A 13,268-nucleotide genomic window follows, 5' to 3' on the forward strand; every position below is an offset into this window, starting at 1 on the left:
AACGTCGTCCTGCAGATTTATGTGCTTGAGTAAAGATAACTCTAGAGTTACTTTTATTCGGCCGGAGCAAGGAGGCGCCAGGTGCAAAGCAGGCTATTGATCAAGGAGCTGGAGGAGGCAGGCTGGACGCTGGATCGAGTCACCGGCAGTCATCACATCTTCACGCATCGTTACAACCCGTACACCATTGCCGTTCCTCACCCTAAAAAGGATTTGCCGCTGGGGACGGTCAAAAGCATCAGGAGGCGTGCCGGGTTGTACCACCCGCCAGCCAGCTACAAGGGAGATCCATAATGCAATATCCGATCTGCATCGAATGGGGTGACGACAACACCGCCATCGGTATTCAGATACCTGACATTCCCGGCGCCGTCACGGCCGGGGACACTTTCGAGGACGCCTATAACGCAGCCGTTGAAGTCGCCCATCTCATGTTGCAGGAGATGGCGGCGGACGGGGAGTCGATTCCGATGCCGACGTCGGCAGCGGCCCATCGCAATAATCCGGAGTTTGCCGACATGGGCTGGGGGATGCTCGAGCTGGATATCTCGCCGTACATGGGCAAGACCGAGAAGGTCAACGTGACGTTGCCAGGCTATGTGATCCAGCGCATCGATCGCTATGTGCGTGAACACAATGTCAAAAGCCGCTCTTCGTTTCTGGCAGATGCGGCGATGGAGAAGCTGGTTCGGTATTAAGCGTCATCGCTCTCACAGGCCCAGTGAGCAACCTGTGGGAGCGAGCTTGCTCGACATCTTACGCCGTTGCCAAAGCACCACGCTGCGACGCACTCAGGAACCGCAACAACGCCAGCAGCGGGAACGCGCTACCGACAATCACGATCCACAACCAGCCGCCATGCTCATATACCGCACTGGCGACCGACGAGCCGAAAGCGCCGCCGATGAAGATGCTGGTCATGTACAGCGCGTTGAGGCGACCACGGCTTTTGGCGTCCAGCGAGTAGACCGCGCGCTGGCCGAGAACCATGTTCATCTGCACGCAGAAGTCCAGTACCACGCCGGTCACCGCGAGGCCGATGACGCTGTAGGCCGGGTGAATGAAGGCCGGCAGGAAGCTCAGGCTGGCGAACAGCATGGCCAGCAGCGAAGCGATGCGGGTGTGGCCGGCGTCAGCCAGGCGTCCGCTGATCGGCGCGGCGATGGCACCGATGGCACCGACCAGCGCGAAGATCGCAATCTCGCTTTGCGACAGACCGTGGTTGCGCGCCAGTTCCAGTGGCACCGCTGTCCAGAACAGGCTGAAGGTGGCGAACATGCAGCCCTGATAAAACGCCCGCTGACGCAGCACCGGTTGCTGGCGCAGCAGGGTCCACAGCGAGCCGAGCAACTGGCCGTAGGAAGCGCTGTGATCCGGTTGACGCTTGGGCACGGTCAACGCCAGCACCACGCTGATCGCGGCCATCAACGCCGCGGCAATCATGAACATCGCACGCCAGCCGAAATGGTCAGCCACTACGCTCGACACCGGCCGCGCCAGCAGAATGCCCAACAGCAGGCCGCCCATGATCCCGCCGACCACCCGGCCACGGGATTCTTCCGGCGCCAGATGCGCGGCCAGCGGAATCAGGATCTGCACCGACACCGAACTGAAGCCCACCAGCAACGAGATCAGCAGGAACACGTTCGGCTGACTGGTGAACGCCGCGCCGAGCAGGCTGGCAATCGCCACCACCGTGGTGATGATCATCAACCGGCGGTTTTCCAGCAGGTCGCCCAGCGGCACCAGGAAGAACAGGCCCAGCGCATAACCGATCTGCGTCAGCGAGACGATGAAGCTGGCCATGGTGTCGGAAAGACCGATGTCCGGCGCGATCAGGCCGATGATCGGTTGCGCGTAGTAGATGTTGGCGACGATCGCGCCGCAGCAGAAGGCGAACAGCAGCACCATGCCTCGGGTCATTGCGTGAGTTGTGGCGTTCATAAGGTTTCTCGATCCAGCGAAAGGGAATGCGGTGAGGCTAAGGGACGCACCGACGCGGCGGTAGAAGCCTTGTATCGATATCAGTTATTCCGTTGCGGAATGATTGGCTTCAGCGGCGGTGTCGTCCATCGGCGAACCTTGCGTCCAGCCGGGGAGGGTCGATGATACATTCACTTACATGTTCTTCGATAGCGTGCTTATGTTTACCGCTGCGCTTTTACTGTTCATCAACGGAGGATTGCCATGTTGCGTCAGCTGCTGCGTCACACCACCACGATTGCCTTGATTGGCCTGCTCAGTGCCACTGCGGTGCAGGCCGCCGATGCCCCGGGCATGCGTCTCGGCGTGCGCGGTGAGATCACCGGGGTCAGCGCCGATTCGCTGAAAGTCCACGTCAACAGCGGCGAGAACGTGGTGATCCGGTTGACTGCGGACACCAAGGTGCGTGCCGTCACGCTGGCGAATATCGAAGACATCAAACCCGGCAGCTACATTGGCTCGGCCGCCATGCCGCAGGAAGATGGCACCCTCAAGGCAACGGAAGTGCACGTATTCCCGCCGGAACTGGCCGGCAGCGGTGACGGTCATCGGCCGTTTGATCTGGCCAAGGGCAGCAGCATGACCAATGGCAGCGTCGGTGATCTGGTGGTCAGCAATGGCCGGGTGCTGACGGTCAATTACAAGGGCGGACAGCAGAAGATCCTGGTGCCGGAGGACGTGCCGATCGTCAACCTGATGCCGGGGGATCGGAGTTTGCTGAAGGTGGGGGTGAAGATCGTCACTTTTGTCACGCAAAGTGCGGACGGCACGCTGACCGCGCAATCGATCTCGGCGGGCAAGGATGGTGTGAAACCACCGATGTGAAGTCGATTTGATCGTAAATTGGAATGCTTTAAACGAACCATGGGTAACGGCGCTTTCTCCAATTTCATCATGGTTTTACCGTACGTGCGTATGAAAAATCCTGTATCACTGTGGCTGAATGGTTGGAGAGAGCGTAGGAATATTTGCTTTTCTAAGCAGAATTTCTTGTCAAGGTGGAAAACCATTTATTACATATGAGGTTTTTCGAGAATCTTGGGGTTGGCGAGGAAACGAAAAAAAACTAAAGTGTTTTGAGTGAATTATTAGGGAAATTACTCGATGGCTCCGAAAGCGGTACCAACGAAAAAAGCAAAGAATTCTCCTTCTGAAAAGGGTCGAGAGACCGAGCTTAAGGGACCTGCACTCAATTTGCCCGAAGGATCATCCCAAGAAATTGAACCCTCGCGATTATTACTTGATCCGCACAATCTCAGGCTTTTAGAACGGGTGGGGGATATTTATAAGATCCTGGATGTAAAGCTTTTTGGTCAGCCAGCTATTCAGGATAAGCTTTATGGGGTTGTGAATGGAGAGCCACGTTTTGATATAGAGTCTCTCGCAACTTCAATAGAAAATAACGGTTTTTTGAAGCATGAAAGGTTAATTGTTGCAAAGTACGATGGCGACAAGTTTTTGGTGCTTGAGGGGAATCGTAGGGTTACCGCGGTACGTAGACTTTTCAATGACTCAGGGCCAAATCATGAAAAGCTTCGTCCACAAGTTAGAGAGTCACTTAGAACACTTCCTTGTTTTGTTTTGGAAGGTCCCGTTATAGATGGTAGCGCGAAGCAACTTGAGAAGTATCGACGCGCTTCTGAAATATATATCGGTATGCGCCATTTGATGGGGGCGAAAAGTTGGGAGCCAGCGAGCCGCTATGAATTTCAGTCTCGACTGATTTTTGAAGATGGCTGGAGTGTGGCACAGGTTGCTGATCGCTTTGGACGTAAAAAATCGGAAGTGCTGCGCGATCTGAAAGCGCACGTGTTGTATAAAGATTTTCTGGCTTTTGAAAAGAGATCTTCAGTAAAACACACATTGACCTATAACGCATTCTCAGAGGCGGCAAGAGCACCTGCGATATCTAGGTGGTTAGGCTGGTCTGAAAAAGACATGAGCTATGTTAATAGCGCTAGTGAAGATGTGTTTTTTCACTATCTATTGAACAAGCTGGCTGTGGAGACAAATAATCTCGAAGATCAAGAGGATAGTGGCGGTACAGAAGTTTCGGCAGAGATGGCAGTTCGTCGTCTTCGTGAAATGTTGAAGCTCGAAGACAGTTCGGTATTAGAAGCTTTAGCTGATCGTGACTTTCGGTCGGCGGAAATATTTTTTGAGGAGAGGAAAGAAGGAGAGCTTTCCAAGAAAATCGCAATGTTCATCAGGACATTGAAGAGGACTCCTACGGATGATTTAATAGAGTCGCCTGAAACTAAACAAAAACTCGAAGAATTGAAGGGCCAGGTTACAAGAATGTTAGCGGTGATCAATGCTTTGTCGGAGGTGCAGTCACAACTCCAAGGTTCATTGTCAGAGGTAAACAATGGCGCTGACTGAAGCAGAGATTTCCGTTGTCGTTAAAGCAGCAAAAAAATTGGCTATCGATGCACCAGAAGTTTCAGTTGAAAGTTTTTACGGAAGTGAGCTTAACCTGAGTCCGGTGCAGTTGGCGGCAGCGTTTCCCGATCCTGATCCCGGCGGAGAAGTGGCAATTGCAGTCAGTCATCTTTCTCTCGCGCGTGAGCAAATATTGCGAGATAAGTGTGAGGTTGCAGAGTTTGTAGTTTACTCGGGGGTTAATGGTAATAGTGTTATTTCCGGGCTCTGTACTTATCTTTCTAGGGTGCAATTGTCTAGTTCGTATCCTTCTGATTTTTTAGAGCGTATAAAAAAACATAAGAATATAAGGGCGGCACTGCTTAATATTGATAAGGGGCATGATCTCGAGGTCGTTGCGGCAGCCATTCTATCTGAAGCTTGTTTTTTTGGGGCTGCCACGAAGGGGTCTGGAGACCAAGGTGTGGATGCGATTGCCTGGAATCATCTCGTGGATATCGAGGAAGCTTTTTCGCATGGAACAGTAGGGGGAGGGTTGGTTAGAGCCGGTCAAAAGGTAATGATTGTCGCATCCTCCAAGGCTGCCATTAATAGCAATTTTGATAATCCAAAGGTTATTAATCCTGCTCATATTAGGGAGTTGATTGGCGGGTGGCTGATTCAAAGAAGTGAAAGTGGGAATTGGCGGGAGTTTGGTATTCAGATGTTGACGCCGCTTCAGTTGGTTCTAGTAACAACGTACCGTCTTAGTCCCGCTTCTAAAGATGAGTGTCAGAAGTTGGGTGTACAGGTTTGGGGTATTGCTGAGTTAATCTATTTAATTTGCAGATATGCACCATCGTCAGTCTTTCAGCGAGGTGGGAAGTTTGTTTTTTCTCCAGCTAAATTTAATGAGTGGTGGCAGGCTAAGTCGCATTCGCGAGTTAGCCCTTAATTAGGAGCAAGGCGACTTTTTCAGGTCGCCTTTTTCGTTTTGCTCAAGCCTTACTGGCCGGTATAGATCTGATCAAAGATCCCGCCATCATTGAAGTGGGTCTTCTGCACCGAACGCCAGTCGCCGAAGGTTTTCTCCACCGACAGGAAATCGACTTTCGGGAAACGGTCGGTGTACTTCGCCAGCACTGCCGGGTCCCGTGGACGCAGGTAGTTGGCGGCGGCGATTTCCTGACCTTCCGGCGACCACAGATATTTCAGGTATTCATCGGCGGCGGCGCGGGTGCCTTTTTTGTCGACCACTTTGTCGACCACCGACACCGGTGGTTCGGCCTCGGCGGAGACGCTTGGGTAGATCACCTCGAACTGATCGCGACCGAACTCGCGAGCGATCATCTCGGCTTCGTTCTCGAAGGTGACCAGCACGTCGCCGATCTGGTTGGTCATGAACGTGGTGGTCGCGGCGCGGCCACCGGTATCGAGCACTGGCGCTTGCTTGAACAGTTTGCCGACGAAGTCCTTGGCCTTGTTCTCGTCACCGCCATTTTTCAGCACGTAGCCCCAGGCCGAGAGGTAGGTGTAGCGGCCGTTGCCCGAAGTTTTCGGGTTCGGCACGATCACTTGCACGCCGTCCTTGAGCAGGTCCGGCCAGTCTTTTAGGGCTTTCGGGTTGCCTTTGCGGACGATGAACACGGTGGCCGAGGTGAACGGTGCGCTGTTGTTCGGCAGGCGGCTGACCCAGTTTTCCGGCACCAGTTTGCCGTTGTCGGCGAGGGCGTTGATGTCGGTCGCCATGTTCATGGTGATGACGTCAGCCGGCAGGCCGTCGATCACCGAACGCGCCTGCTTGCTCGAACCGCCGAAGGACATTTGCACGGTGATGTTTTCGTTGTGCTCGGCCTGCCAGTGTTTCTGGAACGCAGTGTTGTAATCCTTGTAGAAATCGCGCATCACGTCATACGAGACGTTGAGCAGGGTCGGTGCGGCTTGAGCCACGCTGCCAAAGGCAAGACCGGCGGCGAGAAGTGAGGCGCCAAAGAGTTTTTTCACTGCGCATTCCTTGTTGTGTCGGTGATAACGGTCGGGGGTGATACCGTTTTGCCAGCGACTATAGCCGGGCTGGCATAGTCATTTAAAGATTAAAAAGCTCTGTGCTTATTCCACTTTCTTAAACAGCTGACTGCCGCACCGCGAGCAAAACGCTGCGTTCTGTTCATGGCTGTTTTTCTTGCACACCGGGCAGTCATGTTGCAGCTGTTCGCCGCGCATGGCGTTGGCCAGTTCTGCAGTGAAAATCCCGGTGGGCACGGCGATGATCGAGTAACCGGTGATCATCACCAGCGAAGAAATTACCTGACCCAGCGGGGTCTTCGGCACGATGTCGCCGAAGCCGACGGTGGTCAACGTCACGATAGCCCAATAGATGCCTTTGGGGATGCTGGTGAAGCCATGTTCCGGGCCTTCGATCACGTACATCAGGGTGCCGAACACCGTCACCAGGGTGCAGACGCTGACCAGAAACACCACGATCTTCTGCTTGCTGCCGCGCAGCGCCGACATCAGATAGTTGGCTTGCTTGAGGTACGGGCTGAGCTTGAGCACGCGGAAGATCCGCAGCATCCGAATGATGCGGATGATCAGCAGGTACTGCGCATCGCTGTAATACAGCGCGAGGATCCCCGGCACGATCGCCAGCAGATCCACCAGTCCGTAGAAACTGAAGGCGTAGCGCAACGGTTTCGGTGAGCAATACAGGCGCAGGATGTATTCACCGAGAAAAATGACGGTGAAACCCCACTCGATGTAGGCCAGCACATCGGCGTAGTTCTGGTGAATGCTGTCGATGCTGTCGAGCATCACCACCACCAGGCTGGCAAGGATGATCAACAGCAAGGTGCCGTCGAAGCGCCGCCCGGCGAGGGTGTCGCTCTGGAAAATCATCACGTAAAGCCGTTCGCGCCAACTGTTGCTGCTGTCCATGGATAACGCCTGAATTGAAGATCAGCGCAGCCTAGGTTGATTGTCCCCCTGTGCGCAAGGCGTGGCGTCGACGGCCGCTTTACCGAGCATCTGGATCCCGGCGCGGATCAGCCAGCCGGCGAGGATGAACGGCGCGGTCAGCATCGCCAGACCGAGAGCGGCGAACAGCGGGGTGACCAGCAGCGCAAGGACGATGCCCAGCAGCGGCAGCCACGGTTGCTGGCGCTGCGCACTGAAGGCGAGGGCGGCGAGTACCGCGTTGTAACTGCCCAGTCCCAGCAATGCCGCGCCGGTTTCGTGGTGCAACAGACTGGACGCAAGGCCGATGGCTGACGCGAACAATGCCCAGCAAAAGGCGCGGCGATCAGCGATCAACAAGCCAATGCCGATCAATGCGCCGGCCAGCGGATGCTCGAGGAACATCACCTGACCCAATCCACGCAGTCCTGCGGCGAGCAGGTTCAGCGTGTTCATCTCGATGTGCGCCGTCGGCGCGGATGGCTCGGCGAACAGCAGCAGGATCCAGCCGATGGCCACGAATGGCGAGGTGTAGGCCGGTATCGATCGACTGCGGTAAACGTGTTTGAGCCATTGCTGAGTGAGCATCGCACTGACGCCGCCAGCCGCCAGAATCAGCGGCGGCAGCAGCGGTGACCAGGGGAAATACAGACTCAGTAACAAGCCGAGCAGCACGCCGTTGTAGCTGAACAAACCGGCCTGACGATCAGCCTTGGCATAGTTACGTCGCTGTGCAGTGAGCAATCCAGCGACTGCCCCGAGCAGCGCGCCGGCAAACAGCACCGGCGCAGTGAGCAGGATCGCCAGCAGGCACAACAGGCCGCATAGCGGGTGGCGCTGAAGGAATATCTGACTGAAACCGTTGAGCAAAGCCTCGGCCCAGTCGGGGCAGTGGTTGTTGAAATGATTGGCAGGCATGTTGAAAAAATCTGGGCAGTTGGAAAATCAAAAGGTCTTGCTTACCTGTGGTGAGGGGATTTATCCCCGATGGGCTGCGAAGCGGCCCCCAATCGGGGAGTGCGGTTTTTCTGTGAAAACCGTCACTCTCTTGAAAGCGGTGACTGCTGCGCAGTCAATCGGGGATGAATCCCCTCACCACAGGGTTCAGTCGCAATCGTCAGATCAATGTTTCGATCCGCAGTGAGTTAGTCGATCCCGGCTGCCCGAACGGCACCCCGGCAGTGATCAGCAACGTATCGCCACGCTCGGCCATGCCTTGCGCCTGAGCGATTTCCAGCGCGGTCGAACACACTTCATCGACCTGACGCAGGCGATCGTTGACCACCGAATGAATACCCCACGCCACACTCAAACGTCGTGCCGTCTGCAGGTTCGGCGTCAGGTTGAGGATCGGCGCTTTCGGCCGTTCCCGCGCCGCACGTAATGTCGAGGCGCCCGATTCGCTGTAGTTGACCAGCACCGCCACCGGCAGCACGTTGCTGATGCGGCGGATCGCGCAGCTGATCGCATCGGACACCGTCGCCTCGGCTTTCGGTCGGCTGACGTCGAGTTGAGTCTGATAGTCCGGACCGTTCTCAACCTGACGAATGATCTTGCTCATCATCTGCACCGCTTCCAGCGGGTATTCGCCGGACGCGGTTTCGGCCGAGAGCATCACTGCATCCGCGCCTTCAGCCACAGCGTTGGCCACGTCAGTGACTTCAGCGCGGGTCGGCGCCGGAGAGAAGCGCATCGACTCGAGCATCTGCGTCGCCACCACCACCGGTTTGCCGAGTTCGCGGCAGGTGCTGATGATGTTCTTCTGGATCTGCGGCACGCTTTCCGCCGGCACTTCGACACCGAGGTCACCGCGCGCCACCATGATCGCGTCGCTCAGCTCGGCGATTTCGCGCAGTTGTTCAACCGCCGACGGCTTCTCGATTTTCGCCATCAGGAACGCTTTGTCGCCGATCAGTTCGCGTGCTTCGAGGATGTCTTGCGGACGCTGCACGAACGACAGCGCCACCCAGTCCACGCCCAGTTCCAGGCCGAAGCTCAGGTCGCGGCGATCCTTGGCGGTCAGTGGGCTGAGGTCGAGCACCGCTTGCGGTACGTTGACGCCTTTGCGGTCCGACAGTTCGCCGCCGGCGAGCACGGTGGTGTCGATCGCATCGCTGTATTTGGTGACCACGCGCAGGCGCAGTTTGCCGTCATCCAGCAGCAGATCCATGCCGGCTTCCAGCGCGGCGATGATCTCCGGGTGCGGCAGGTTCACCCGGCGTTCATCGCCCGGCGTAGCGTCCAGATCGAGGCGGAACGCCTGACCGCGATGCAGCTGCACCTTGCCGTCGGCGAACTTGCCGACGCGCAGTTTCGGCCCCTGCAAATCCATCAGAATGCCCAGCGGATAGTTGAGCTGGCGCTCGACTTCGCGGATCCACTGATAGCGCTTGGCGTGGTCGGCGTGATCGCCGTGGCTGAAGTTCAGGCGGAAGATGTTGACCCCGGCCTCGACCAGTTCACGGATATCTTCGATGCCATCGACGGCAGGCCCGAGGGTGGCGAGGATTTTGACCTTTTTATCAGGCGTCATGATTTGCAGTTCTCAAGGATCAGGATGGCGCGGAAGTCGTTGACGTTGGTGCGGGTCGGCTCGGTGACGATCAGCGCATCGAGCGCCTCGAAGTAGCCGTAACCGTTGTTGTTATCCAGCTCGTCGCTGGCGCTCAGGCCCAGAGCGGCGGCGCGGGCGTAGCTGTCCGGGGTCATGATCGCGCCGGCGTTGTCTTCCGAGCCGTCGATGCCGTCGGTGTCACCGGCCAGCGCATAAACGCCGGGCTGGCCCTTGAGGCTGTCGGTCAGGCTCAGGAGGAATTCGGCGTTGCGTCCGCCACGGCCATTGCCGCGCACGGTCACGGTAGTTTCGCCGCCGGACAGAATCACGCACGGCGCTGCCAGTGGCTGCCCGTGATTGATGATCTGCCGGGCGATGCCGGCGTGGACCTTCGCCACTTCGCGGGATTCACCTTCGAGGTCGCCAAGGATCAGCGTGCTGAAACCGGCCTGGCGGCATTTCACTGCCGCTGCATCCAGCGATTGCTGCGGGCGGGCGATCAACTGGAAATGGCTGCGAGCGAGGCTCGGATCACCGGGTTTGACCGTTTCCGATTCCGGGCTTTGCAGCCAGTTGCGCACCGTCGCCGGGACTTCAATGTTGTAGCGCTTGAGGATCGCCAGCGCTTCGGCCGAAGTGCTCGGGTCGGCCACGGTCGGGCCGGAAGCGATCACCGTGGCGAGGTCGCCCGGTACATCGGAAATTGCGTAGGTGTAGACGGTGGCAGGCCAGCAAGCCTTGCCGAGGCGGCCGCCCTTGATCGCCGAGAGGTGCTTGCGCACGCAGTTCATCTCGCCGATGGTCGCGCCGGATTTGAGCAGGGCTTTGTTGATCGACTGCTTGTCGGCCAGGGTGATGCCTTCGGCTGGCAGCGCGAGCAGGGCAGAACCGCCGCCGGAGAGCAGGAAGATCACGCGGTCGTCTTCAGTCAGATTGCTGACCAGTTCCAGCACGCGTTTGGCCACGGCCAGACCGGCAGCGTCCGGTACCGGATGCGCGGCTTCGACCACTTCGATTTTTTCGCACGGAGCGCCGTGACCGTAACGGGTCACCACCAGACCGGATACTTCACCCTGCCAGCAGCGCTCGACCACCTGCGCCATGGCAGCTGCGGCTTTGCCGGCACCGATGACGATCACCCGACCCGTGCGATCGGCAGGCAGATGGGCTTCGAGGACTTGGTTCGGATGGGCCGCGTCGATGGCTGTGGCAAACAGCTCGCGCAGCAGTTGTTGCGGATCGACCGACATGGCGGGCTCCCGGAATTCTTGTTATTCGAAAGGGCAACTCGGATCCATTGTGGGAGCGGGCTTGCTCGCGAAGGCGGTGGGTCAGTCAATCTCCATGTCGACTGAAACGCCCTCTTCGCGAGCAAGCCCGCTCCCACATGGAAAGTGGGGCAAAGGCTTTATTTTTTGTCGCGAATCGAGAAGTTGGCCATGTGTTCCAGACCCTTGATCAGCGCCGAGTGGTCCCAGTTGCTGCCACCGATGGCCGCGCAGGTGCTGAACACTTGCTGGGCGTTGGCGGTGTTCGGCAGATTGATGTTCAGCTCCTTGGCGCCTTGCAGGGCCAGGTTCAGGTCCTTCTGGTGCAGGCTGATGCGGAAGCCCGGATCGAAGGTGCCTTTGATCATGCGCTCGCCGTGCACTTCGAGGATCTTCGACGAAGCGAAACCGCCCATCAGCGCTTCACGCACCTTGGCTGGATCAGCGCCGTTTTTCGAGGCGAACAGCAGCGCTTCAGCCACGGCCTGGATGTTCAGCGCGACGATGATCTGGTTCGCCACTTTGGCGGTCTGACCGTCACCATTGCCGCCGACCAGGGTGATGTTCTTGCCCATGGCCTGGAACAGCGGCAGGGCGCGTTCGAAGGCATCGGCGTCGCCACCGACCATGATGCTCAGGGTCGCAGCCTTGGCGCCGACTTCACCACCGGATACCGGGGCGTCGAGGTATTGCGCGCCTTTCTCGTTGATCTTCTTGGCGAAGGCCTTGGTGGCGGTCGGCGAGATCGAGCTCATGTCGATCACGACTTTGCCTTTGCCGATGCCGGCAGCAACGCCGTCGGCGCGGAACAGCACGTCGTCGACCTGCGGGGTATCCGGGACCATGACGATGATGAATTCGGCTTCCTGCGCCACTTCGCGCGGGTTGGCCAGGGCGACGGCGCCAGCGGCCACCAGGTCGGCTGGAGCGGCGTCGTGGTGCGCCGACAGGAACAGGCTGTGACCGGCTTTCTGCAGGTTCGAAGCCATTGGGTGGCCCATGATGCCGGTGCCGATAAATCCGATTTTAGCCATGAGAAAATCCTCTTGTTTTTGTCTTGCTCAAGCGAAATAGGGGGTGTTGCCTTGGGTGGGAGCGGGCTTGCTCGCGAATGCGGTGGAACATTCAATATCCGTGTTGACTGAACCACCGCATTCGCGAGCAAGCCCGCTCCCACAAGGGTTTTGCAGTGCTCTTAAATTGCGTTGTGGCTCTTGAGCCAGCCGAGACCGGCCTCGGTGGTGGTCAGCGGCTTGTATTCGCAGCCAACCCAACCCTGATAACCAATGCGATCCAGGTGTTCGAACAGGAAGCGGTAGTTGATCTCACCGGTGCCCGGCTCGTTGCGCCCCGGGTTGTCCGCGAGCTGCACATGGTTGATCTCGGCCAGGTGCGATTGCAGGGTGCGGGCCAGATCGCCTTCCATGATTTGCATGTGATAGATGTCGTATTGCAGGAACAGATTGGCGCTGCCGACCTGCTCGCGAATCGACAGGGCTTGCGCCGTGTTGTTCAGGTAGAAACCCGGGATGTCGCGGGTGTTGATCGCTTCCATCACCAGTTTGATACCCGCCGCCTGCAGCTTGTCGGCTGCATATTTGAGGTTGGCGACGAAGGTTTTTTCCACGGTGGCATCGTCCACGCCTTGCGGACGAATACCGGCCAGGCAGTTGACCTGGGTGTTGCCCAGCACTTGCGCGTAGGCAATCGCCAGATCGACCCCGGCGCGGAACTCTTCAACGCGATCCGGCAGACACGCGATACCGCGCTCGCCCTTGGCCCAGTCACCGGCCGGCAGGTTGAACAGCACTTGGGTCAGACCGTTGGCATCGAGCTTTGCCTTGATTTCGGCGGAGCTGAAGTCGTACGGGAACAGGTATTCCACGCCACTGAAACCGGCCTTGGCGGCGGCGTCGAAACGGGCAAGGAAATCCTGTTCGGTGAACAGCATGGACAGGTTGGCAGCGAAACGCGGCATGGTGGTCTCCTAAAACGGTTTTGACGCGGGTGGTCAGACTAAACCCAATCAGTCCCCTCTCCAGGGGGAGAGGGTTAGGGTGAGGGGGGAATCAGGGTTGGCCCCAAATTCCCCGAACGACACAAAATCGCTCCCTCACCCCAGCCCTCTCCCGGAGGGAGAGGGAGCCAGT

13 protein-coding genes are annotated in these 13,268 nt (G+C 57.7%); 5 read left to right on the forward strand and 8 right to left on the reverse strand.

Features of this window, described 5'->3' with window-relative positions; translation table 11 throughout:
* Window positions 1–81: 81 nt before the first annotated feature.
* Window positions 82–294 carry a type II toxin-antitoxin system HicA family toxin gene (locus tag ACOYXI_RS27445; protein ID WP_461675514.1) on the forward strand — a complete coding sequence of 71 codons (213 nt, stop codon included), beginning with the start codon at window positions 82–84 and terminating at the stop codon, window positions 292–294.
* On the forward strand, window positions 294–698 hold the full coding sequence (locus tag ACOYXI_RS27450; RefSeq protein ID WP_007961664.1) for a type II toxin-antitoxin system HicB family antitoxin: 405 nt from the start codon (window positions 294–296) through the stop codon (window positions 696–698). The genes ACOYXI_RS27445 and ACOYXI_RS27450 overlap by 1 nt, the downstream gene beginning before the upstream one ends.
* A 58-nt stretch (window positions 699–756) precedes the next feature.
* On the opposite strand, the gene ACOYXI_RS27455 is transcribed toward ACOYXI_RS27450, so the two are convergent.
* Window positions 757–1,944 (reverse strand): MFS transporter, encoded by a 1,188-nt coding sequence (locus ACOYXI_RS27455; RefSeq protein ID WP_096796242.1) that lies wholly within the window; start codon window positions 1,942–1,944, stop codon window positions 757–759.
* Between the two features lie 243 nt (window positions 1,945–2,187).
* Here ACOYXI_RS27455 and ACOYXI_RS27460 point away from each other — a divergent pair, with 243 nt between their 5' ends.
* The 3 genes from ACOYXI_RS27460 (at window position 2,188) to ACOYXI_RS27470 (ending at window position 5,299) form a co-directional block, all read left to right on the forward strand.
* Window positions 2,188–2,808, forward strand: coding sequence for a DUF5666 domain-containing protein (locus ACOYXI_RS27460; RefSeq protein ID WP_461675515.1), 621 nt, complete (start codon window positions 2,188–2,190; stop codon window positions 2,806–2,808).
* A 279-nt stretch (window positions 2,809–3,087) separates the two neighbouring features.
* Window positions 3,088–4,365: a ParB N-terminal domain-containing protein gene (locus tag ACOYXI_RS27465; RefSeq protein WP_135295236.1), complete on the forward strand. Its 1,278-nt coding sequence runs from the start codon at window positions 3,088–3,090 to the stop codon at window positions 4,363–4,365.
* A complete protein-coding gene (locus ACOYXI_RS27470; protein WP_127646222.1) occupies window positions 4,352–5,299 on the forward strand; it encodes a hypothetical protein in 948 nt (315 codons plus the stop codon). Before ACOYXI_RS27465 ends, ACOYXI_RS27470 begins: the two co-directional genes overlap by 14 nt.
* A gap of 50 nt (window positions 5,300–5,349) precedes the next feature.
* Here the strand turns inward: ACOYXI_RS27470 and ACOYXI_RS27475 are convergent, their stop codons facing one another.
* From ACOYXI_RS27475 to hyi, 7 genes are all read right to left on the reverse strand, one after another.
* The gene (locus ACOYXI_RS27475) at window positions 5,350–6,348 is read right to left on the reverse strand and encodes a sulfate ABC transporter substrate-binding protein (protein WP_027613937.1); all 999 of its coding nucleotides are present in this window, start codon (window positions 6,346–6,348) and stop codon (window positions 5,350–5,352) included.
* Window positions 6,349–6,453: 105 nt separating this feature from the next.
* Entirely contained in the window at window positions 6,454–7,278 is an 825-nt protein-coding gene (locus tag ACOYXI_RS27480; protein ID WP_095667160.1) for an ion transporter, read from the reverse strand.
* Between the two features lie 21 nt (window positions 7,279–7,299).
* Window positions 7,300–8,214 carry an urea transporter gene (locus tag ACOYXI_RS27485; protein ID WP_461675516.1) on the reverse strand — a complete coding sequence of 305 codons (915 nt, stop codon included), beginning with the start codon at window positions 8,212–8,214 and terminating at the stop codon, window positions 7,300–7,302.
* A gap of 199 nt (window positions 8,215–8,413) precedes the next feature.
* The gene (gene pyk / locus ACOYXI_RS27490) at window positions 8,414–9,829 is read right to left on the reverse strand and encodes a pyruvate kinase (protein ID WP_461675517.1); all 1,416 of its coding nucleotides are present in this window, start codon (window positions 9,827–9,829) and stop codon (window positions 8,414–8,416) included.
* Window positions 9,826–11,100 carry a glycerate kinase type-2 family protein gene (locus tag ACOYXI_RS27495; protein WP_096796236.1) on the reverse strand — a complete coding sequence of 425 codons (1,275 nt, stop codon included), beginning with the start codon at window positions 11,098–11,100 and terminating at the stop codon, window positions 9,826–9,828. Before ACOYXI_RS27495 ends, pyk begins: the two co-directional genes overlap by 4 nt.
* A gap of 158 nt (window positions 11,101–11,258) precedes the next feature.
* On the reverse strand, window positions 11,259–12,152 hold the full coding sequence (locus ACOYXI_RS27500; RefSeq protein WP_003222962.1) for a 2-hydroxy-3-oxopropionate reductase: 894 nt from the start codon (window positions 12,150–12,152) through the stop codon (window positions 11,259–11,261).
* A 161-nt stretch (window positions 12,153–12,313) separates the two neighbouring features.
* A complete protein-coding gene (hyi, locus tag ACOYXI_RS27505) occupies window positions 12,314–13,096 on the reverse strand; it encodes a hydroxypyruvate isomerase (RefSeq protein WP_346608359.1) in 783 nt (260 codons plus the stop codon).
* Window positions 13,097–13,268 lie beyond the last annotated feature (172 nt).

Source organism: Pseudomonas sp. G3-19, assembly GCF_054855875.1.